This window comes from Pseudomonas sp. P5_B3 (assembly GCF_056400405.1).
Genome location: NZ_JBFULI010000012.1, coordinates 66,243 through 88,637 on the forward strand (window position 1 = coordinate 66,243; position 22,395 = coordinate 88,637).

22 protein-coding genes are annotated in these 22,395 nt (G+C 55.6%); 3 read left to right on the top strand and 19 right to left on the bottom strand.

Annotation, left to right across the window (positions count from 1 at the left end; all coding sequences use genetic code 11):
- Positions 1-78: 78 nt before the first annotated feature.
- Positions 79-1,005, top strand: coding sequence for an alpha/beta hydrolase (locus AC1DRN_RS10120; RefSeq protein WP_477786694.1), 927 nt, complete (start codon positions 79-81; stop codon positions 1,003-1,005).
- Positions 1,006-1,327: 322 nt separating this feature from the next.
- Here AC1DRN_RS10120 and AC1DRN_RS10125 read toward each other — a convergent pair whose 3' ends face one another.
- From AC1DRN_RS10125 to AC1DRN_RS10170, 10 genes are all read right to left on the bottom strand, one after another.
- Positions 1,328-2,233, bottom strand: coding sequence for a LysR family transcriptional regulator (locus tag AC1DRN_RS10125; RefSeq protein WP_223457480.1), 906 nt, complete (start codon positions 2,231-2,233; stop codon positions 1,328-1,330).
- A gap of 86 nt (positions 2,234-2,319) precedes the next feature.
- Positions 2,320-2,856, bottom strand: a complete 537-nt coding sequence (locus AC1DRN_RS10130; protein ID WP_223457479.1) for a 2,4'-dihydroxyacetophenone dioxygenase family protein — start codon at positions 2,854-2,856, stop codon at positions 2,320-2,322.
- Positions 2,857-3,032: 176 nt separating this feature from the next.
- Positions 3,033-4,052, bottom strand: coding sequence for a LacI family DNA-binding transcriptional regulator (locus tag AC1DRN_RS10135; protein WP_223457477.1), 1,020 nt, complete (start codon positions 4,050-4,052; stop codon positions 3,033-3,035).
- Between the two features lie 175 nt (positions 4,053-4,227).
- Complete coding sequence (locus tag AC1DRN_RS10140; RefSeq protein ID WP_223457475.1) at positions 4,228-5,190, bottom strand: cyclase family protein; 963 nt, start codon at positions 5,188-5,190, stop codon at positions 4,228-4,230.
- A 58-nt stretch (positions 5,191-5,248) separates the two neighbouring features.
- Positions 5,249-6,364: a glycerol dehydrogenase gene (locus tag AC1DRN_RS10145; protein WP_223457472.1), complete on the bottom strand. Its 1,116-nt coding sequence runs from the start codon at positions 6,362-6,364 to the stop codon at positions 5,249-5,251.
- 97 nt (positions 6,365-6,461) lie between these two features.
- Positions 6,462-7,199 (bottom strand): SDR family oxidoreductase, encoded by a 738-nt coding sequence (locus AC1DRN_RS10150; protein WP_263289552.1) that lies wholly within the window; start codon positions 7,197-7,199, stop codon positions 6,462-6,464.
- An 89-nt stretch (positions 7,200-7,288) separates the two neighbouring features.
- Positions 7,289-7,993, bottom strand: coding sequence for an ABC transporter ATP-binding protein (locus AC1DRN_RS10155; protein WP_223457468.1), 705 nt, complete (start codon positions 7,991-7,993; stop codon positions 7,289-7,291).
- Positions 7,986-9,767 carry a branched-chain amino acid ABC transporter ATP-binding protein/permease gene (locus AC1DRN_RS10160; RefSeq protein WP_477786695.1) on the bottom strand — a complete coding sequence of 594 codons (1,782 nt, stop codon included), beginning with the start codon at positions 9,765-9,767 and terminating at the stop codon, positions 7,986-7,988. The genes AC1DRN_RS10155 and AC1DRN_RS10160 overlap by 8 nt, the downstream gene beginning before the upstream one ends.
- Positions 9,768-9,778: 11 nt before the next feature.
- Positions 9,779-10,654: a branched-chain amino acid ABC transporter permease gene (locus AC1DRN_RS10165; RefSeq protein ID WP_223457466.1), complete on the bottom strand. Its 876-nt coding sequence runs from the start codon at positions 10,652-10,654 to the stop codon at positions 9,779-9,781.
- 71 nt (positions 10,655-10,725) lie between these two features.
- A complete protein-coding gene (locus AC1DRN_RS10170; RefSeq protein WP_223457464.1) occupies positions 10,726-11,937 on the bottom strand; it encodes an ABC transporter substrate-binding protein in 1,212 nt (403 codons plus the stop codon).
- 75 nt (positions 11,938-12,012) lie between these two features.
- Between AC1DRN_RS10170 and AC1DRN_RS10175 the strand changes: the two genes are divergently transcribed.
- Positions 12,013-12,192, top strand: a complete 180-nt coding sequence (locus tag AC1DRN_RS10175; protein WP_223457462.1) for a hypothetical protein — start codon at positions 12,013-12,015, stop codon at positions 12,190-12,192.
- Positions 12,193-12,294: 102 nt separating this feature from the next.
- Here the strand turns inward: AC1DRN_RS10175 and AC1DRN_RS10180 are convergent, their stop codons facing one another.
- From AC1DRN_RS10180 to AC1DRN_RS10205, 6 genes are all read right to left on the bottom strand, one after another.
- Positions 12,295-13,131 carry an alpha/beta fold hydrolase gene (locus AC1DRN_RS10180; RefSeq protein ID WP_223457460.1) on the bottom strand — a complete coding sequence of 279 codons (837 nt, stop codon included), beginning with the start codon at positions 13,129-13,131 and terminating at the stop codon, positions 12,295-12,297.
- A 136-nt stretch (positions 13,132-13,267) separates the two neighbouring features.
- Positions 13,268-14,488: an alpha/beta fold hydrolase gene (locus tag AC1DRN_RS10185; protein ID WP_223457458.1), complete on the bottom strand. Its 1,221-nt coding sequence runs from the start codon at positions 14,486-14,488 to the stop codon at positions 13,268-13,270.
- 82 nt (positions 14,489-14,570) lie between these two features.
- Entirely contained in the window at positions 14,571-15,959 is a 1,389-nt protein-coding gene (locus AC1DRN_RS10190; RefSeq protein WP_223457456.1) for an MFS transporter, read from the bottom strand.
- A 431-nt stretch (positions 15,960-16,390) separates the two neighbouring features.
- A complete protein-coding gene (locus AC1DRN_RS10195; RefSeq protein WP_223457454.1) occupies positions 16,391-16,927 on the bottom strand; it encodes an antitoxin Xre/MbcA/ParS toxin-binding domain-containing protein in 537 nt (178 codons plus the stop codon).
- A gap of 188 nt (positions 16,928-17,115) precedes the next feature.
- Positions 17,116-17,334, bottom strand: a complete 219-nt coding sequence (locus AC1DRN_RS10200) for a BPSL0761 family protein (protein WP_223457451.1) — start codon at positions 17,332-17,334, stop codon at positions 17,116-17,118.
- Between the two features lie 333 nt (positions 17,335-17,667).
- Positions 17,668-18,594: a site-specific integrase gene (locus AC1DRN_RS10205; protein ID WP_223457449.1), complete on the bottom strand. Its 927-nt coding sequence runs from the start codon at positions 18,592-18,594 to the stop codon at positions 17,668-17,670.
- Between the two features lie 133 nt (positions 18,595-18,727).
- On the opposite strand from AC1DRN_RS10205, the gene AC1DRN_RS10210 reads away from it, so the two are divergent.
- Positions 18,728-19,678, top strand: a complete 951-nt coding sequence (locus tag AC1DRN_RS10210; RefSeq protein ID WP_223457447.1) for a DNA-binding protein — start codon at positions 18,728-18,730, stop codon at positions 19,676-19,678.
- Positions 19,679-19,817: 139 nt separating this feature from the next.
- Here the strand turns inward: AC1DRN_RS10210 and AC1DRN_RS10215 are convergent, their stop codons facing one another.
- From AC1DRN_RS10215 to AC1DRN_RS10225, 3 genes are all read right to left on the bottom strand, one after another.
- Positions 19,818-20,267: an antitoxin Xre/MbcA/ParS toxin-binding domain-containing protein gene (locus tag AC1DRN_RS10215; RefSeq protein WP_223457445.1), complete on the bottom strand. Its 450-nt coding sequence runs from the start codon at positions 20,265-20,267 to the stop codon at positions 19,818-19,820.
- Between the two features lie 645 nt (positions 20,268-20,912).
- Positions 20,913-21,737, bottom strand: coding sequence for an inositol monophosphatase family protein (locus AC1DRN_RS10220; protein WP_223457443.1), 825 nt, complete (start codon positions 21,735-21,737; stop codon positions 20,913-20,915).
- Between the two features lie 277 nt (positions 21,738-22,014).
- The gene (locus AC1DRN_RS10225; RefSeq protein WP_223457441.1) at positions 22,015-22,164 is read right to left on the bottom strand and encodes a hypothetical protein; all 150 of its coding nucleotides are present in this window, start codon (positions 22,162-22,164) and stop codon (positions 22,015-22,017) included.
- Positions 22,165-22,395 lie beyond the last annotated feature (231 nt).

A 22,395-nucleotide genomic window follows, 5' to 3' on the forward strand; every position in this document is an offset into this window, starting at 1 on the left:
TAGGGAACCAAATTCCCTAATAATAAGAATAATATCTCAATTAGCCACTCCATTGCCCACCGATCTATTGAGGTCAATATGAATACCGAAGTACAAACAGCCGTTCAAACCTGGGCCAACAGCCTGAGCGATTTGGTACCTGTTCTTAAGGGAATCGATACCAACACGAAAATGAGCGATATCCGCGATTCCTATGCAAAAATGCTTGCGCAGAATCCGGCGCCTGCTGGGGTCAAGTTTGAAGGCGTAGACATGGGCGGTGTCCCTGGCACGCTGGTAACTCCGGATGAGGTCAAGACCGACGCAGTCTTAATGTACATCCACGGTGGGGCGTACATAGTTGGTCGTCCTGACGGCTACCATGGCATTGGCGGCAACTACGCAAAAATGCTTGGAGCCCGGGTGTACATGCCTGACTACCGCCTTGCTCCAGAGCATAAGTTTCCAGCATCCATCGACGACACTTTGCGCGCATATGAGTGGTTGCTTGAACAAAAAATCCCAGCAACCAAGATTGCATTTTCAGGCGAGTCAGCTGGCGGCGCGATGGTTGTAAGCGTCATGGTGGCGGCAAAATCCAAAGGGCTTCCATTGCCTGCGGTCGGTTCCTCCATCTCGCCTTGGGCAAACCTTGAACACACAGGCGCCTCCATGAGCAACCGTGAAGGCCTCGATGCGCTGAACTCCAAGCCTGTTCTGGATATCCTTGCCAGAGCATTCCTGGGCGACACGCTGGCCAACCACCCTTTGGCTTCTCCTGTTTTTGCGGACGTCACAGGACTCCCACCAATTCTGGTACAGATTGGCGAGAACGAGCTGATGTTAAGTGACGCTATGCGCCTTGCAAACCACTTGGCGGACAACCGTGTCCGAGTCAATCTGGAAGTGTGGCCTGCAATGTTCCACGCCTGGCACTTCTACTACTGCATGCTGCCAGAAGGTCAGCAGGCGATGGAGAGCTCAGTACGCTTCATTGAGGCTGGTCTGGTCGACGCCAACCGCTGAGTCGAAAGTCAGAGCGCGACAGCTTTCCCGGTTGTCGCGCTTCTGCGCTTCTGCCCCATAGGGCCGCCATCACTGGACAAATGGCTAACAGACGCTGATCGCCACCGGAGGGTCCGTCGCACATCAAACYCACCGGAACACAGGTATGATCCGAGTTGCCACGTTTTCGCCCCGAGAAGGTACGCGCCTTTGTCGAGCTATTGGAAGTTAGAGGGCAACAACGTCTGTGTATTGCTAAATAACGTTTGGCCGATTAATCACGCGGTGCTCCGCACTGCTAATGCTTCCACTAACACCATCACGCTCTACACAGGTTAGATTTTCAAGTCACCTTCCAAGGATTCTGACGCCACTTGTTCTGGAAGAACTCGATAAATACCCGAATACGTGGACTCAGGTGTTTTCGATCTGAATACAACAAATAGATAGGTTCAATAACCCCTGACTTGAACTCCTCCAGCAGTGGCACCAGCGTTCCGGCTTTTACATCGAGTCCAATGTGGAAATCGGCAAGTTTTACGACCCCGGCCCCCGACAGGGCCATGTCTCGCAGTAGATCACCTTGAGTAAAAGACGCACTGGCTGTAACGGGGACCGAGACCCCCTCACCGTCTTGAAGAAACGACCACTTGTTCCAAGGGCTGACAAAGCTGAAGTTAAAGCATCGGTGGTCCAACAGATCTGCCGGTTTAGCCGGAATACCATGCCCGGACAAGTACTGCGGCGACGCACAGATCAGCCATTCACACTCACCTATTCGCTTGGCTATACGCGAAGAGCTGGGCAGCACTCCGCTGTGGATGGCGATATCGAGCCCCTGTTCGAAATGGTCAACGAATTGCGCACCCAACTGAATTTCAACATCCAGTGATGGATACAAATCCAGAAACTCAGGAAGCCAAGGCACTATTTGGTGCTTGGCAAAAGAGGTCATGGTGTGAATACGAAGGGTTCCACTGACTCTCGAGGGCAGCGCTTCAGCCAAGGAGTCAGCCTCGTTCATGGCCTCAACGACTGCCTTGGCACTACGCAGGTAAGCGGCGCCCTCCTCGGTCAGCGTCAGAATGCGTGACCCTCTCTGGAAAAGCCGAACTTGCAGTCGGTCCTCCAATCGAGTGATCAATTTACTGACTGCCGATGGAGTAATGTTATGAGCGCGAGCAGCAGCCGAAAAGCTTCCACACTCGGTAGACCAGATAAAGGCGAGTAGCTGTGAGTAATTGTCCATGCCCTATCCTAACGTAAATTGTTCAGACTCATGCTCCCTGAGCGACCATAAAAAAACGCGCCGAAGCGCGTTTTTTATGGTCCGAGTTACCGGATGAACTGCTCAATGTAGTCGTCTGGCAAACCCAGCGCTTTATAGTGAGCGCGGGCGGATTCGAGCTTGGTAAAAACGTCTTCATAGCCCACTGCAACACCCTGAGGATCGACGTAAGTGTAGCCACCTTGAACGTGGAACCAGGTGATCATTTCTTCGACATCTTCAGGCACGAACAGGGTGTGAGTTTCACCTGGAGGCTCATACGCAAAAGAGCCCTCTTCGGCTACCCAATCGTGTTCGAGGTAATACCAGCGCCCCTTCAGAACGATCGCATGCACGCCGCCGGTGTGCCGGTGACGAGAAAGCACGCCGGCCTGGCGCACACGCAGAAGGTTGATGTAATACCCGCCACTTGTGTTGAGCAGAAGAGGCTTGAACGAAACAGATTTGGTGACTGGTACCCACAACTCGTCATCTTCCAGCCATTGGGTCATTACACCCGGGTGAACCATGTCTGGCGTCATGTAGGGAACTTGGGGCAACTGATACGGAATCGCGAGTTCATCAGGTTTGACAGGAGTATTCATTACTGGACCTCTCAGTTTTTATTAACGAATTCACAGCACGATGAGTGCGCTCTGATTTCCGCTGACTGAAAGGTTATGGCAGTGATCCCGCGATGAAAATAGCTACAATTTCAAACCACCTGTGACGCACAGTCATAGGGAGCGAGAGTCCTCCGCCGAGCATGTAGCCGTCGGAATCAGGACTTCACAGGGGCGGTGCTTTGCCTTACTACAAGATCAATTTGAACACGCTCACGCCTGGCAACCGGCCGGCCTTCGATCATCGCAATAATGTTATTAGCGCTACTGATGCCAATGTCGGTCGAGGGTACACAAACAGTCGTGAGCGCTGGTACCGAGACCGCCGCGAAGTCGATGTCATCAAAACCGGTAATGGACAACTCTGTAGGCACATGGATGCCTTGTAAGCGCGCTTCTGCAATGGCCCCCATACAGGTTACGTCCGTACTACAGACAATTGCAGTTGGCCTTGGCGTCAGCTCCATCGCCATCCTGAGCCCCGCCCGGCCGCCTTCCAGCGTAAACGGCTGCTGAATGATCTGCGTGGGCGCCAGCTCAATCCCCGCCTCCTTCAATGTATCTGCAACCCCCTTGAGCCGGTATTTAGCCCGCTCGTTGTAGGCCACAACTCCACTGATCATTGCAATATTCTTGTGACCTAGATCCACAAGATGTTTAGCCACCATGCGTCCCCCTTCTTCGTTGCTGAAACCAACGCAATGGTGAGGGTGAGAACCGTCCAATGACCACATCAGGATTAAGGGGCAATGCGAGGCATCAAGCGCGTCATACACTACTGGACTGTGTTCCGTCCCCACTAGCAACAACCCCTCAACACCCCGCTCAATCATGTTGCGCACATTGATCAGCTCGCGCTCCTGGTCATACTCATGGGACGAAATGATCAGGTGGTAACCCAACTCATTCAGACGCTGCTGAAGGGCCTGAACCGCTTCGGCGAATACGGGGTTGTTGAACGTGGGAAAGATCGCACCGATGCTGTGGGTTCGGCGCGAAGCGAGCGCCCTCGCTGCTCCATCTCGGACATAGCCAAGCTTGAGGACCGCCGCCGCAACTTTTTCGAGCGTCGCAGGTTTTACCAAGTGGGGAGTTGAGAGCGCCCGGGATGCACTGCCGATGGATACACCCGCCAATTCGGCAACGTCTTTAAGTTTGGGCTTTTCATTTTTTTTCATTAAAAAGTCAGCATTCCTGGAACGGCGCGGTGACTGACGATCGCCGCCAATCAGCGACCAAGCCTCGGTTTTTTCGAGGTAGGACCGATCGTTATGCTAACAACTTTTTAAATTGGAAGGGATGATTCGAGCACACTAAAAAGAGGGGATCCGAAGCCCCCCTAAAGCGTCGATTCTATTTGATAACGATCGGGTTGACCGGCGCCCCGGTGCCGCCAACCACCTTCAAAGGCGCTGCGGTATAGAGGAACGTCCATTGATTGTCCTCGGCACAATCCGCCGCCAGAGGATCCAGTTGCGCGATCTCGGTCAACGTGACGCCCAGGTTACGCATCAGGGCATTGTGAAGAGGCAATGCCACACCCGAGACGGGATCAACTGTCACTTCGTTGGCGATGGTGTCGGTGACGAGGTTGGGAATTTCCATCTCGTGAAACCAACTGACCAACTCCGGGCTGTAAGTGAGACCCGGCTCGATGAAATCTTTATAAAACTCTTCTGGGTCTCGGTAGTAAAAAGAGCCAATCCAGCCAGTTCTGATGATCAGGATGTCACGTTTCTGAATCGTCACACCTTGAGCTTCAGCGGCCTTCATCAAGTCCACATGATTAAAAGTCTCGCCAGGGTCAAGAACGTCCTTGCCGCGATACCGCGCGATGTCGATCAGAATGCCTCGCCCGACCACACCTCGCTCGCCGATCGGTGCGACGCTGGCCTTGGCCAATGAACCGATCGTGGTATCAGCGTCATAACCGTTCCAGATTTGATCGTCATACCAAACGTGACCTAAGGCATCGTATTGAGTCGACCCCTGAAGATGAAAAAACATCACGTCATCGGCATACTCATAAGACCCCGGAAAATGCGGGCCCTTGCCGCAGTTGTAATGGCCCCTGTCCATGATATTCATCCGTTTGGCCTGCGAGCGCCCAGGCCAGATCGGGTCGCCTTTGGGATCGGCCATTCGGACCTGCAATGTGAAGGTCTTGCCTTGCTTGACCTCGGCAATGCCCTTGAGTACTTCAACGCCAGTCAAATAGTTGAGAGCGCCTACCTCGTCGTCCGGGCCCCATTTGCCCCAGTTTTTAGGAGAGTCTTTCAGCAGTTCGTGAATATGTGGCACAGTTTTTTCGTTCATTTTTACGATCTCACTTTTTGTATTTATAAGACAGCGCGGGCCGTTGATTGAAGCCGGATCACAAGGCAGATGACTTGGCATTTGTCAGGCGTGAGCCGATGTTGTCAGCCGCTGCCAAACCATTAACAAGGCGCTCGTAGTTCAAGGGTGGATTCATATTTTTGGCATAGGCAGCCGATAAGGTGGCTTGAACCATTGTGTTGATTTGCGTCGTAGTGAACGGCGTGTTCTGGCCCAGTTCAGCGAAGGTGACGGGCAACTTCACGTCATGCAGTAAACGGGCAACCTTCTCGATCTCGTCGACAGGACGTTCCTCCACCGCCATTTGCACCAGGGTACCGAAGGCAACCAGCTCACCGTGAAGCATTGAGGCCATGGTCGGAATGGCTGTCAATCCGCGTACCAGCGCATGGGACAACGACAACCCGCCGCTTTCAAAACCAACGCCACTGATCAACACGGTGCCCTCGACTACCCGCTCGACGTCGTCATTGACCTCGTTACGACAAACCGCCTGATAAGCCGACACGCCGTACTGCATCAGCGTGTTGAACACCAGATCGGTCAGCATCAACGCGGTGTGCAGCGCGGGGGTTCCAAAAGAGTTATTGCCACCAGCGGAATGGCATTGATGGGCTTCAAATTTTTTACTGATGGCATCACCAATGCCCGCAGCAAAGAACCGTGCCGGTGCCTGAGCGATGACATGAGTATCAACGATGACGGCTGAGGGGTTCATCTTCAGGTACTCCACTCCCACCACTTTGTGGTCATCATCGTAGAGCACGATCAGCCGACTGGTCGGCGCGTCACTCGAGGCAATGGTCGGGCAAACAATGATGGGAGCGTTGAGATTGACCGCCAGCCCCTTGGCCGTATCAATCGTCTTACCTCCGCCCAGCGCGATGATGGTGTCAGGCGAATGGGGCAAGGCTTGCTCAGACAACAGGGCAATGGCTGCGTGGGTGCATTCACCCGGAAATTCGATGTGCAAAGGCTCGAAACCATGCGCTAGCAAAGCATTGCCAACCTCCGGCCACAAATGCCTGGCGACGAACTCATCGCACAAAACCAACGGACGAGACCGTCCCATGTCGGTCAGTACTCTGCCCAACTGTCTCAAAGCTCCAGGGCCTTGCTCGTACCGCCCTGGGAAACCCATCGCTTTGACCATGGCTGATGCCCTCCAAAAAAGTGATTACTTTTTAGAATCGGGTCGTCAATTTCTGTTGAACGACCCGGTCAAACTCATTCTTTTTGACCTTCGGTCGTTACCGCATCAACCATCCGCCCGCCACATCGACGACTTGGCCAGTAATAAAATCGCTTTCGCTCGATGTGAGGAAGCACGCCGCCCTAGCCACTTCAAGCGGTGTTCCCAGCCGACGTAGTGGTGTCTCGTCGACAACCGCCTGGTTGGCCTGCGCCGAAACGGTTTTGAGCAACGGGGTTTCGATTCGCCCTGGCGCTAATGCATTTACCGTTATCCCAAACGGCCCCAACTCACCGGCCAAATGACGGGTAAAACCAACGATGGCTGCTTTGGTGGCGCTGTAGTGAGCCGCCACTATCGGCAAAAACGCACTGCCCGCCACTGAAGACATGTTGACGATGCGGCCAAAGCCGCGCTCCACCATCCCAGGCGTCAAAACCCGGACCAGGTTGAATGAGCCATTGAGGTTGATGTCGACAACCCGTTGCCATTCCTCGGGGCTCATTGTCCAGATCGGCGCAGGAGCGCCATCGTGCTTTGGCGATATACCTGCGTTGTTGATCAAGGTATCGATAGGGCCCAAATCCTGGCCAAAACGGTCACAGGCGTCAGCGCATTCTTGATAATTAGCCACATCGGCTTTGGCCCAACCGACCGTAAACCCTGCCTCTCGCAGCAGTTCAGCCTGCTGTTGAACCTTCACTGCATCGGCATCGACCAGGGCGACCGCAGCACCTTCCTGGCAATACAGTTCTGCAATAGCAGCGCCAATACCACCACCGGCTCCAGTGACCAAAACGACGCGCCCGGAGTGTCTAGAATTTGTCATAGCGTGTTCTCGTCTTTGTTGCGGAGTAATAAGCGCACAGCCACAGGTCGACTCGATCAGAGCCCCAGGTAGGCACGTTTGACATGAGGGTTATCGAGGAGCTCCTGGCCCGTGCCGCTCAGCACTACCTCGCCGTTTTCAAGTACGTAGCCTCGATGCGCGATACGCAGGGTATGGACGATGTTTTGCTCGACGATCAGCACGGTTGTTCCCAGCTCCAGGATCTTGTTGATGATCTCGAAAACCTGCGAGACCAGCAGCGGCGACAAGCCCAACGACGGCTCGTCGAACATCAATAGCTTGGGCTCGGCCATCAGGCCTCGAGCGATGGCGACCATCTGTTGCTCACCACCCGAAAGCGTTCCAGCGTTCTGATCCAGGCGCTCACGAACCCGTGGAAAGAGATCCAGAACATCGTCGAGACGTTTTTTGTAACCCGCACGAGCGCTGCGTTTGTAGGCCCCCATCAACAGGTTGTCGCGCACGCTAATGAACGGAAACAACTGACGCCCTTCCGGTATCAACGTCAGGCCGGCATCGACAATCTGATCCGGACGATTGCCGTCAATTCGCTGCCCTTCGAATTCGATCGTGCCCTGGGAGGGGGTAACGATGCCGCACAGACTGCGCAAAGTCGTGGTTTTACCCACACCGTTGGCACCGACGATGGTCACCACTTCACCGGCATTGACCTCGAAAGAAACGCCACGAAGGATTTCAGTACCGCCATATCCGCTATGGATGTTATTGAGCTTAAGCATGGCTGTACTCCTTGCCGAGATAGGCTTCGATCACCTGTGGATCGCTGATGACATCCTTCGGCTCACCTTGCATGAGCAAAGCCCCGGAGCTGATTACGATGATGCGGTCCGACAGACTCATGGTTGCTTGCATCAGGTGTTCGATCATCAAGACGCTGACGCCGGAGTCGCGGACTCTGCGAATGACGGCGATCGCCTTGGCCACATCCGTTGGGTTGAGTCCGGCCATCACTTCGTCCAGCAACAATATCCGCGGACGAGTCGCCAGGGCACGGGCCATTTCAAGCCGCTTCATACCGCCGACGGTGAGGTTGCGTGCACGAGTATCCAGCAGGTTGGTGAGCTCGGTCAGTTCAGCGACTTGCTCCGCGACTGCCCTCGCCTCCTTCGCATCAGCCGTGTGCATGAATGCACCGAGCATGATGTTTTCGCAGACACTCAAATCAGCGAACGGTTGAACGATCTGGAAGGTGCGCCCGACACCGGCTTTGGCGAACTCGGCCGGGCTGCTTGGGGTAATCCATTGCCCGTTGCGCAGGCGGACCTTGACCTGGCCTCTGGAGGGCAGCAGGAAACCCGAGAGCTGGTTGAAGACAGTGGTCTTACCCGCGCCATTGGGCCCGATCACCCCGACGATTTCGCCTTCGGCCAAGCTCAGCGACACATCGTTGGTCGCATGCAGCCCGCCGAAGAATTTGTGCAGATTTTCAGCAATCAGAATGGGTTCGCCGCTCATTACCGATTGCGGCTCAGGCGCAGGGGATTTAACTGCCCTCACAGCCGCAGCGAGTGGCCGACGTCCACCGGGTAATGCGTCGATCCAGCCGAACACACGCGCGCCAAATCGCCCCACCACACCCTGCGGAATCGTCAGTACGACCACCACCAGTACAATGCCGTAGACCAGGCCGTGAACACCGCTGCCCATGTCGCCAAGCCAGCCACGCGCAAGCTCCGCCAATGGCAATACCAACAGCGTCCCGATCAATGGCCCCGAAACAGTGCCCAGACCGCCGATCAGCGCGAACATGGCGATCTGAATCGACATCTCCAGCGAGAACATTGAGCCGGGCTCGATGAAGGTCAGATACATCGCATGGAAACTGCCCACCAGGCTGGTGAGAAATGCCGATAAGACGACCGCGATCAGTTTGACTTTGACCGAGTTCACACCGACCGCATGCGCCGCGTCTTCACGCTCGCGAACTGCAATCAGGTAATAACCCAAGCGTGAACTCTTGATCTTCCAGGACACCGCCAAGGTGATGATCAGAAAACCAAAGGCGATCAGCAGATAAGGCCAGCGCGGGCGAAACAACATCCATTCGACGCCCAGCTTAAGCGGTACGCCCAAGCCAGCGGCTCCACCGGTCACGTCATGTTGATTGATGGCCATCAACCGCACGACTTCCAGTACCGCAATCGTCGCCAGGGCAAAAAACGGCCCGCGCAATCTGAAGCAAGGCCAACTGATCAACACCGCCACCATTGACGAAAGGATGGCGCCGGCGAACATCCCAATCCACGGACTGATGCCGAGATTGATCATCAGCAGCGTGGTGGTATAAGCCCCAACACCATAAAAAACCGCATGGCCCAGCGAGAGCTGACCAGCAAAACCTCCGACAATGTTCCAGGCGCTCGCGAGCGCTGCATAACTGCAAATCAGGATGAACAGGTGGTAAACGAAAGGAGAACCAGCCGTGAGCGKAATGATCAATAACGACGCCAGAACCAACACACTGACATAGACACGCGGATGCAGAATATTCATGACCATTCTCCTTATTCAGACCCGCGACCGGCGCCAAACAGGCCTGTCGGACGGAACACCAGGATGCTCAGGAAGATCGAGAAATAAACGACTTCCTTCAGGTCTGGAGCGATGTAGTAACCCGCAAGGCTGTCGACGATTCCGATCAGCATCGCGCCTACCAAAGCCCCCGAAAGACTTCCAAGACCGCCGAGTACAACGATCACAAATGCGGTCAGGACAAAGAACGTCCCCACCGTAGGGAAAACCGGGTATTGAGGTGCGATGAGGCCAGATGCGACGCCCAGGCAGGCGCAGCCCAAACCGAATGCGAAGATGTAGATCTTCTTCACGTTAACGCCCATCAACTGCGCCGCGTTGCGATGTTGCGCGGTAGCCCGAACGGCTCGGCCCAGAAAGGTGTTTTGCAGGAACCAGTGCAACCCGGCGACCAGAACCAACGACATCACGAACGTGATCAGCTGACCACTGCTTGCGCGAAAGGCGCCCAGGCTGACAGTCCCGGTGCCAAAGCTGACGTTCTGCACGGTCATGACGTCGGCACCGAAGATCAGTAGAGCGCCATTCATCAAGGCGATTGAGACACCTACTGTCGCAAAAATCTGAATATGCCCTTCAGCGCTGAGCAAGGGCTGGATGATGAACCGCTGCATCGCGGCGCCAGCAGCAAACAGAATGATCGTTGTGGGAATAATCGCCACGTAGGGATGAATCCCAAAGTGAGCGTTCATCAAATACACCGCGTACAGACCTATCATCAGGAACTCGCCGTGGGCGAAGTTGACCACCCTCACGATCCCGAAAATAAGCGTCAGACCTATGCTGATAATGGCCAACGTGCCGCCGAGCAATAAGCCGTTCAAAAGGAGCTGGATGAAAATTTCCACGGTTTGCGCCCTCTTTGCGAGCGAACGAATCCGTGAAGCTCCACGATCGAGCTTCAACTGGATTACAGGCTTCAGGGTTGGTCGGAAAAACGCGCTTTTGTCACGGCCGCAGCTTCGGGGTAAACAGTTTTCAGTACCCCGTCCTGCCACTGCATGATTGCCGTATTGGCTCGTTGGTTTTGGCCATTCTCAGCGAACTTGGCTCCGATACCTGCGGCCGTACCGCCGACAGGAATATCCACACTCGCGACCGATGCACGGATCGCATCGGCGTCCAGGGACGCACTTTTTTCCATGGCATCAAGAAAGACTTTCGCACCGACATAGTTGATCAGGCTATGACCTGATCGCGGCTCACTGCCAAAGCGATCTTTGTAGGCTTTGGCGAACGCACTGATGCCTGGAGCTCCATTTTCATTGGTTTGAAACTGAGGAAAATCCACGTCCAGAACACTTTCCATATTTTCAGCGCCGACGACCTTTACGGTGTCCTGCATGGAATATCCGCCACCCGCACCGACTACGGCTTTAGGTTTGAAACCGGCTTCACGGATCTGACGGAAAAACAGTGTCGTATCGTTCTGATAACTGGTCTGCAATACCACGTCCGCTTGTGCACCTTTCAAGCGAAGAATCAGCGACGAGAGGTCCACGGCTTTGGCAGAATACGGAAGCACCTCGACCACGTTCAGCCCTTGCTCTTGCGCCAGCCGCTTCTGGAAGCCAGCGATGGTCGTACCGTACAGGGCATCCTCATGGATGATGGCAATCTTGAGTTGCTTGGGATCGACCTTCAGCGAGGGGCCCACAATTTGCGTAATCGCCGTGATCGTCCCTTCAGCGAAATTTCTGGCGGTTGGGTTGCTACGCATGACGTATTTGAGGTCTCGCTCGGTGATGTTGTCGGAGACCGCACCGAGCTCGAAATACGGCACCCCGGCCATTTCCGTAACCTGCGTGGCAGCAAATGACAGGGCTGAGGAATAGCTGCCGAACACGGCGGTCACATTTTCAACAGACGTCAGTTTGCGGGCGGCACCTACAGCCTGGCCTGCGTCAACCGCGTCGGCTTTGAGCAGTTTGATCTGCTCACCTTTCAAGCCTCCGGCAGCGTTACGCTCCGCGACCGCTATTTCGAGGCCACGATAGCTCTCATCACCGAGCAGAGCCAAAGAACCGCTGAGGGGATAAAGGGCACCCATTTTGATGTCCGCGTATACGGCAATCGGGGTCGTCAGGGAAAGCACAACGCAGGCGGCTTTAACCCAGTTTTTTGTACTCATTGTTGTTATCTCCTGGTTTGGCGCCAGCGCATTTGGGCACCATTTGAACCGCTTCATATCTTTTAAACGACGCTCATGAAAGCCATCGTGCGCGTGGATATGAAAGGTTCTGTTTTAAATTTGTTATTAACCAAGCTCATTTATGAAGCGCTTCATATTTATTTCAAAAAATTGAGCAGCGTCAAGCGCTCAGTTAGGATTGCCAATCTGAAAACGCTTCAAATTTTCGTGACCCACGGGCATGAAAAAACCTGAAGCGCCCGCGACATGCAGGCGCTCCAAAAATAGGACTGATAGAGACAGTATGTGCTCGTGAAAGCATCCGGACTTAAACGCTGTGAACGAAAAATGTTGCCCTCATACGCGTGGGTTTAAATAGAACTCGATGATCGCGGGAAGTACCTGCTCGGGCGCTTCCAAGGTCGGGCTATGCCCAATCTTGCTGAGCCGGATCAATTTCGAGTTCGGCAATTCTCGCTTCATCTCATCGGACCACGCTGGAGGTCGCGGCATGTCCTCCTCACCGTTGATGATCAGCACCGGAATATTGATCGAAGACAACAGAGAGACAGAGCTTTCACGATGCATAACCCCTTTCATCGCAGGGCGCAGCGTTTTTGGCAAAACCTCAATGCGATCGCGCCAATACGCTACCAGCGACTGTTTTTCAGGGTTATTGCGCGTGGTCTTGCCGAACATTACTTCCATGGTCATATCGAGAATTTCGCCCGTGAAACCTTGCTCACCCGCATCAACAACCCATTGCGCAAATCGCGCCCCTTGCTCCGGCGGCTCACCGCAGGCCGATGACCCAGCCACCACCAGGGACCGAAACAGATCCTGCCGTTTGGCGATTAGCCGGAAAGCGACATCGCCGCCCATCGACTGAGCCATGACATTGATTGCCTTGAGTTGCATTACTTCAATCAGCGCGGCCATGTCGTCAGCACACTGATCCATGGTGATGATGTCGACATCATCCAGTGCGCTTTTGCCCTGCCCCCGGAAATCTGGCCGTATGACCCGAAATTTTCCGGCTGCAGCCTGCACCAGACCGTCAAACATAGTCCCGTCGAGAAAGCAGGAGTGAAGACAAAGAACGACTGGAAGATGGGTCTCACCTGTATCTTCGACCCAAAGTGTCGTGCCATTGACCTGAATATTTTTACCTTGCGAATTGGCGCCCGACAGCATGTTGATTCTCCTCAAAGACAAGCCTTTCAAATGAGCGAACAAGGCAGTGCGCGCACCACAGCTCATTTATTTTTTATTAAGTGAGAGGGCTGCTTATCGTCGCAGCCACCCCGGTTATCTTTGGACGTCGAGCGTGTCAGCCAGCATTTCCAAGCCCTGCTTCATGCAGGAAGCTTCGGACGGTGTCACAGAACTCAAGAGGGTTCTCAGTCATTGGGTAGTGACCCGTGCCTGCAAGCACTGCAATCTTGCTGCCGGGAATTCTTGATGCCGTTTCTTCGACTTTTTCCTGGTAGACCAACCAATCAGCATCACCGCGGAGCAGCATCACCGGCGCCTTGATTTTGCCCACCTGGGAGCGCTGGTCAAAATTGGCGTAGCCTGTCAGGTCGCCGCGCATGACTTGCGGCGTCGTGCGGGAAATCTGCCAAACAACTTCTTGAGCGCGGTCGGGCGGAGTCCGATAGCCAGTCATCGAGCGCGACCATGCACCAATGATTTGCGTACCATTCATCAGCAGCATGTCGAGAAAGAAATCCGAAACTGTTGGCGTGTAATCCGCACCTTCGGCTGAAATGATCGCGCTGTAGGCGTCGGGTTTACGGGCCCCCAGTTCCAACACAAGGTTGCCCCCCATGGAACATCCGATGATCGCTGGACGTTCCAGACCCAGGGCCTGCATCAACCGCTCGTTGAACTCGGCGTGGCGTGTCAGGCTATGGAACGGACCGGAAGCCGGGGGCTCCGACTTTGAATGTCCGGGTGCATCGATTGCAATCACCCGAAACTCATCGGAAAGGCCGTCAAGTACATGGCGATACATGAGCGAGTCCTGGGACGCGGCATGGAAGCAGACGATGGGATGGCCCTGCCCAGCCTCCTCGTAATACACGCGGATGCCATCAACAGTAATGTAGTGCCCTGTGGTTTCCTTGCCCGACGGTTTGGGGACGGGGGACCAGGAAACGGTGCTTTCTACTTTTGCCTTGCCTACACGCTTCATGGCATCAAATGCCCGGGCCATTACATCTACGTACTGCCAGGCAGCGACAACATTCCCTTCTAGCTCAAGCTTGCCCAATCCTGGCGAGAGGGCCTCGAACCAATCGATCTTGCCTTCCAGAACGCGCTGCCACTCTTCATCCGGACCGGATACGACGATGTCTGCGCCCAACGGGCTACCTTCAGGAAAAACGGCTACTACCTTGCCGCAGAGAACCGCCAAAGTGGAAAAACCGCTGTCGTGCTTAAACTGGATCCGACCATCGAAATAGCGCGCTGCAGCTGTCCAGTCAGCATCGCTGTTGAGCTCTTCGGCAAATTGATTCAACCACTGACTGTCTTTGATGAGTGACATTGTAATTTCTCCTGACATTGGACATCCCACGAGGGATTTTTTATAGATTGCAGGCGTGACGTATTGAGTTTGTTCGACGATCTCAGCTCGCCATGTTGCAAGACGCTTTGGAAACCAACGCTTTGTCGTGCTTGAGGAACCACCCGGTGGTTTCGCGAGTGAAGAAGGCCGTCACGAGCGCAGCAACAATCATCAGCCCGGAAATGAAATACAGGGCGTAGTTGTAGCCGGACACTTGATCGAATCCACCACCGGCGCCAATGAACATGCCGATCACGAAGGGACCGAAGCCGCCTGCGTAAATACCCACGTTAACAATGGAGCCCGCAATGCCGGTGGTGCCAGGCTTGGCCGAGTCAAAGGCAATCGCATACAGCAGCGTGTAGGGCGCATTCATCGCAAACCCGGCAAACAGTTGGATGCAGATCAGCCAGGTCAGGCTCACTGACGAGAACTTGAAAAGGTACATACCGATTGCCAGCCAGGCGAACACGACGATCAGGCACAACTTGCGACCCAGCCGATCCGAGATCCAGCCCCAGGCTATTTGCCCGAGCCCTCCGGTGATGGTGAACAGCACCGAATAGGCTGCCGCCTCGGCGAAGTTGTAATGGGCCACGAACGCCAGGTATTGCGGCAACCAGAAACTGATCCCGAAATAACCGACGATAGCGAGCATCGAGACCAGCGCGATGGTGCTGATATTCGGATTGCGGATTGCGGAGCGAAAAGCACCTTCGGGAGCAACGACAGTCCCTTGCGCTGCGCTCAGTGCCGGAACGGTTTCACCTGCATCACGCACATGATCAACAAAGGACTCGTAGCGCTTTTTGGTGCAGAACCACCAATAGATGGAGAAGATGATGATCATCGGTACTGGGAACAGCAGAAAAGCCAGGCGCCAGTTTTCAGGACCGTAGGCGTTCAGCAATGCACTGATCGCCAGGCCTCCAATCAGCGTACCCCACGGATAACCCGTGTGATGCAGACCCAATGCAAAACCGCGCCGCTCGCGAGACCACCACTCGGACAAGGAGGTGACTTCGATAGCTTCACCGGCACCACCGAAGGCGTGGGAAATCACCTGCAAGGCCACGAGCATGCCCAATGATGCGGTCAGGAAGTTCAGCCCTGTCAAAAAGGTGAACAGTGTGTAGGCAACTACGATCGGCAGGTGACGATACTTGCGCATCCAGCCCTGCCCGCCTTTATCCGCCCAGATCATGCAAGGCACGGCGATCAAGGACGTTGCGATGGTGATGAACGCTGCGAGCAGCCCCGTCAGTTCTGCACTGGTTTTGAATTCGCTCGTGATCGAGGGCAACACCATGAAGAACATCTGACGTGAGTTAGCGTCCATGGCATAGACAAGCCAGAGCAAGGCCATTGCTCCCCACGAGGCGGCTCCAGCGCCTTTGGAAACCAGTGTGAACGACGCAACGGCACCAACTTTTTCTTGAGCGAGTCCCATAGGATTGTCTCCCGCTGAGTATTATTTTTATTGTCCCGACTGATGATCAGTGCAGAGCACGCGCATCGTCGGGTTTGCAGGTGGTTGCCGGACACTAAAAGCGTTGGAAAGCACCGTGCCCAAGATTACGGCTCGACAAGATTTGATGGATATAGCTAGAAAAGCACACCTGCTTTGAATTTTAGGCACAGGTAGTGGGCGAACGAGATTTGCTTGATGAGGCCAGCGTGCCAATTGCGCCTGAGCACAGTTCAAGAGCAGCTCCACCGCGATTAGGATTAGCTTTCGCAAAGTGCGTTAACGCAAAAGCCGAGAGGCATGTTGCGTCGAGTCGGCAAGTCCCTCCAGTCACCATTTACGCTGATATCCGGTCGCCCCGTTGCCCCGGTTGTTGCAGCCGATACACCTTTGACCCACGTACCGGAATTTCATTAACCCTGTTTCGAACCCCGAACTCGTTGTTGCATTTTGCTTTTCAGACTGCGGGGTTGGGTCAGCGTAGTGTCGGCACCCGGGTCAATAATGCGTCGACGGAAACATTTAGCGCCGATCTCGGTTTCGCAGAGCATGATCGGTGCCGTCCCACCGAGCGCTTTATTCGGTGCCGACATCCACTGGGTGGCAGCCGCTTGGCTTTCAACGATCCTCTCGGCCAAGTGACTGAGCGTAGCAATTCGGTCCACACGTTCGGAGGCGACAGGATCAAGGTTCTTTTGCGCTCGCCGTCGTCTTTCAAGGGTCGAAATTGATGCATTGAGCAGCGTTTCCAGGTGGCGGTCCTGAAGGTTGAAGGCCAAACGAACCACCTGGATGAGGTCGGCGGGCAACCCTACTTTTATTTGGTGCAGCCTCCGCGCATCCGTCAGCGACTCTCGATGGGAACTGAATCGCCAAAAGGCCGCGATGCCCTCCTCTCGGGACACAGCTTTCTTTTTTGCCGGACGTCGAGTCGCAGTTGAAGTGCTCATTAACACTTCCTCCCAATGATGTCCCATCCAATGGAATATGAGCTAACGCCTGTCTAACCGGAAGCGCCATTGAGCGCCAGTGGAATTCCATAACGCCCTAGGTCGATAAGGCGATGGAGCCCTTTCCCCTCTACGTATCCACAGACCAGGATCAGCTGCTTAGGGCTGATGATGAGTGGCCACGGCGGTCAATCGATGCTGGAGCTCAGGAAGGGCTCGGTCAGTCGGTCGCCCCTTCGCTCTTCGAGCTGCCCGGCCCGCAGGATCTCGTTTGCATGGGGATAATGCCGTAACAGCTGGCGGGCCTGACGTCGCATGGACGCTGAAAGCGCGGAATCTTCTGCAAGCTCGACCAGAAAGTCTCGTGTCTGGATGAGTGCGCGCGTGCGCTCGTTCGGCATCGTCATGTTCTTCTCCTCGCACACACCGTGCACGGTCCCGCCGCGCTGAGTTTGATGGCGTCTGCCGACTTTTCTGCCCGGTCAATCACCTACAGCCTACACCCAAACCAAGACCGCCCATGGACTCTATCGCCGGGATCCGCCCGGGCTGTTCGTGAATCACGCCCCTCGCCGCCTCGGCGTACCGCCACTCGAGCCTCTGCGCACCAAAACCGCGATCAGGTTTGAGAATCTTGGTTTCTCATACCTGTGGAATCGCTTACTTCAAGGGTGAATTAGCCTGGTTGTACAGCTGTAATAACGTAGTCCGTAGCTCACTACGAAATCGTCGCGACGCAGTCATTTTGACTCATCCGGATGACGCCGCCAGTCACCGAACGGCGCGTCGGCCTCCACGTAGCGCAGGGCGCTGTGCACGTCACGCCAGCCGACATACTCCATCAACGCCTTGGTGCTCCATTGGTTACGCGTGGCCCAGGTAGCAAAACCGCGGCGCAAGGAATGCCCGCTGTAGCGCTCCCCGGCGACGCCGCCGCGGGTCAAAGCCCGGCGCACCACCCGCGCCACGCTGTACGGGTGCAGGGCCTCGGTGGACAGGTGGCCCCAGCGATCGATGGCACAAAACACCGGCCCCTGCTGCAATTGACTGAGGCTCAGCCACTCCTCATATGCCTGAACCGGACACAGGCGTTTTAATGCCGGCACACTGACGCTGCGGCCCTGATGCTCACGGTCGGACTTGCTGCTGGCGAGGAACAGACTCAGCCCTTCGCCCGGCACGAGCTGATTGGCTTCAATGCGCAGGCGGCACAGGTCATCACTGCGAAACGCACGCCAAAAACCCAGGAGCAGCAAGGCCTGATCGCGACAGGCGCGCAGGCGCACGGCCACGTCCGGCGACGCTGCCTCGACTTGTAATGCAGCCACGCACTGCTCCAGTTCGCGCAGTTGCAACGGTTCGGCTTGCCGGACCTGCCGCGGGTGCAGCGCCTGAATACCGCGCAACACGTCGCGCACTTGCGGGGCTTTGGTTGGGTCGACAAAACCATGCTTCAGATGCCAACGCGCCAAGGCCGCCAGGTGGCCGCGCAAGGTGCTGATCGACAGGGCTTCAGCGTGCTCAGCCAGATAACGCACAATGCTGTCACTCGACGCTGGGAGAAACCCACCCCAGCCCACCTCAAAATGCGCCACGGCCTGTTCGTAGCGGCGCGTGGTGCTTTCCCGCCGCGCCGCCTGCAGGTACCGCTCCGCGGCAGTGGTCATCCCCTACCCTCCTCGCCCGGCGGGCTTGTACCGGTGTGGACTAAACAGATTGTCGTCTTGATCAGAAACCAGGCAAGTCAAATGGCATGCGTCATACTGCTTAAGAGCCGGAAATCCTACAGGAGCTCCTGACATGGCCCGTGGCGGTATCAACAAAGCTTTGGTGCACGCCGCGCGTGATGCCTTGTTAGGGCGTGGGCTGCATCCGAGCATCGACCTGGTCCGCGTTGAGCTCGGCAATACCGGCTCGAAAAGCACCATTCAGCGCTACCTGAAGGAACTCAACAGCAGTCAGGCCGCCAACCTCGGGCCGTCGCCCACCCTCAATGAAAAATTGACCACCTTGGTGAGCAGTCTAGCCGAGCAATTAACCCAGGAGGCGCGTGACGCCGTCGCTGACGAGCAAGAGCACCTCGCGCAGCAGCAGGCCAGCTATGCACAGGCGCACGCGCAGCTACGCGAACGATTGGAGCAATCGCTGACCACCATCACCCTCCTCACCGACGAGCTGGAACAGCAGCGGCAGCGCGAACGTGGGCTGCGCGAGCAATTACAAGACAGCGAGGGCGAACGCCAACAACTGCGACAGCTAGTGGCAGGGCAGCAACAGATCCTTGAAGAGCGGGCCCAGCAGCTGCAATCACTGGAGGACAAACATCAGCATGCCCGAGAGGGACTTGAGCACTATCGACAGGAACAACTGACTCAGCGCGGGCAAGAGCTGCGCCGGCACGACGAGCAGACCAATCAGCTGCGCCAGGAACTGCGGTCCTTGCAGAACGTGCAACTGGCCAAACAGGAGGAACTGGTCCAGGTGTACCGTGAGCAGGAACGCTTGCGCAATGAGCATCGGGTACTGCACGCACAATTTCGTCAACAAACCCAGACCCTGAGCGATACCCAACAGGCCCACGACGTACTGGCGATCAAGCTGCAACAAATGCAGACCGAGTACGCCGTATTACGGGAACGGGTCAAACCGTACCTGCTTCAACACCGCGAAAACCGCCGGCAGTTGCGGGAGCAGGCACGCCAGATTGAAACGCTGCAAACTCTCCTGCGCCAATTGACGCCCCCCGGCTAGGACCGGAGGTTTCGCTCGGAAGCCGGTGCCTACAAGATTGTTATCGAAAAATAGGTTGGCGCCGGAGATTAGGCGCATGCGGTGTTGCTACCAAGGCGGGTCCTGTGCCCCCCTGTAAAAGCTCTGACAAGCAACACCGTTAAAACGCCAATCCCTCTGCGACCTCAATCAACAATTCTTCAACCAAGCGAGTGCCCGGGCTGGTGGAGAGCAGTGCAATGGGATTTTCACCTGAAAAGCGCGCCTTGGATTTGCTCAGCCATCGCTGGGCTTTGTGGGTGTCCCCAAAGACCGTCTGGGCCATGGCCGTGATATGCGCAAGACGAAACAGGCGATCACTCTCAGCCACGCTCAGGCGCTGACCGTGAGTCAAGCGGGTTTTAAGGGCCTTGAGCGAAATGATGTGGTTGCACGCGTCAGGGCTGAATACCCCCAAGTCGCAGAGCGTCTTAATACTCCCCGGCGAGAACCCCGCCTCGATCAACGCATGGATGTCCAGGTCAGAGGCATCGGTGGGAATAGGTAAAAACATTTCCAGCCGGACCCGGTAGGCTCGGTAAACATCATTGCGCATGACTTCAGCAAACATGATTCGCCTTTTGAGTTTGGCATCGCGCTTAAAGCTTCGGCTATCTTCACTCAGTGTGAAGATGGGGTGGTCGGAAATCCACGGTGGTCACCTTTTCTAATGCTCAGACCGGGGCCCCTTTTAATTGGTAAACGTCTTTTGCTGGCTGCCTAAGGGGGTGAATTCAGGTCGATGTGGCAGTCCGGTTACCTGCCAGCAATCCGACCGGTTCCATGTCTCTACCCGCCGACAGTGCGATGTCCAAGAATCGACTTGCACAGGTGCGCGCCCTGAGCGCTGCTTGGGCTTCGAGCTGAAACTGCTCAGCGAGGAGCCATTGGTACGTTTTGACTTTGCGCTTACCTTTCATCACGGCTCTCGTAGTGAGTCACGCATGTCTATGCCCTGGCAGACGTGAAGCAATGAGCGGAGTGCCTTGGATTTCTGCAGTCTCTACTCCCGTCGTCCAAAAGATATCACGCACTATCTGTTCAGGGTGGGCCGCGCATCTCTTAGACGCCCGCTTCGGACCTGAAGCTCCATGTTTAAAAACAGGATGAAAAATGCAAGTCCAGAGTTGCCAATTTAGCACCCGTCGGACTGTGCGCAGTTAGCGGCCAATGAGATGACGATGCGGGTTGCTCGAATTGAGTCCGACAACTGCTCTCAGTTGGAGACGTCCGTGAAAATGCGACCCCATTCTCGGACGAGCAGGATCCGGCACGCCGACACTGCACCACCGAAGCAGCGTTGTGAAACCGTTTGCATATTGTCTTCAGTTACATAGGTAATCGTTTGCCCACGCTCATCGAGTAAAACGCCGCCAGCTCCTCTTAAAAGTGCGTGGCCTGCGACAACGTCATGTGCAGAAACTGGATAAAGCGAGATGCCACAGACCCCCTCACCGGCGGCGACTTTGGCGAGCCTATAGGCAATGGATGGCATTGCGACAAAGGTGCTGGGTTGGCAGAGGGCTCTGTTGAGCTCAGGCTTGTAGATTGCAGCGGCACTGACCATCACGAACTCGCCGCTCGACAAGGTTTTGGTAGAAAGCTGTGACAGCACCGATTGTCCGTTGCGGCTCACCTCGGCCATGCCTTCTGCCCAAGCAATGCAATCAGGGGCGCCCTCAACGGTGACGGGGGCATATACCACACCTAATACCGGCGTTTGTTTGTGCAACAGACCGATGGACAGGGCTGAGCCTTTGAGCCCTTTGAGGAAGTCCGTGGTCCCGTCGTTCGGGTCAACGACCCAGCACCATGGATGGCCGGTTAGACGATGCCCGGTTTCCTCTCCCCAGAAGTCGCAAGGGAAAAGCTGCAGCAGATGCGGACGCAAAAACTGTTCGATCTCTTCGTCTACGGCGGCCTTGTCACCTTGACCCCGTGGCCCGTCCACACTCGCCCACTCGGCAATCAGCAGCTCGCCGGCGCGAATAACGATCTCAATGGTCTGGGTGAGCAGCGGTTCAAGGTTGATCTTTTGCACGAAATGGGATGCCTTGAAGTTGGATGGGGTAATACGAGGGACCTCGACTGAGGCGCGAAGCGAGTAGCCCCTCAGCCGTCTAATCAGCTGTCAGTCAGACGGGCAACAGCATCGCTCAAAACTCGTGCGCGCCACTTGCCGCAGGACGACAATGGGCCTCGCCCTCCATCTACGCCTGGACTGAATGCTGTTACCTGGCCAGCGTAACCGCTGCGAAAGGGTTGCGTTGACATCAAGATACAACCTCTTCGAGGGGTGAGGATTGTCGAGTCACTGTTCAATGTGTACGCCCTTGTGCCTCGACCTGGACCAGTAAACAAGCCGCTTTGCCATGCTGGGTGATGACGAAAGCATGCCCTTGCGCAACTAACACCAGCAGACGACGCATCCGCCGGCGATCCTGGCTTTTGCTGTAGGTGGTACGCATGGCCGATACCCTGACTGTATCTCGATATAGCGTAGCCTTTTCACGCCATGCTGCGACCTCAACGCATGCACGCCACCTCAACACTTGGGTTGGCGACAACGAGTTCACAAGTTAATAACGTCCAGGATTCTAGGCGCTACTGGGTTAAGCCTGTCGCTGCGCCTAAAATCCTAGGCATTAGCTGAACGAAGAGTTAGGTTGCACGATGGTCGGATTGCCGCGCGGCTGGTA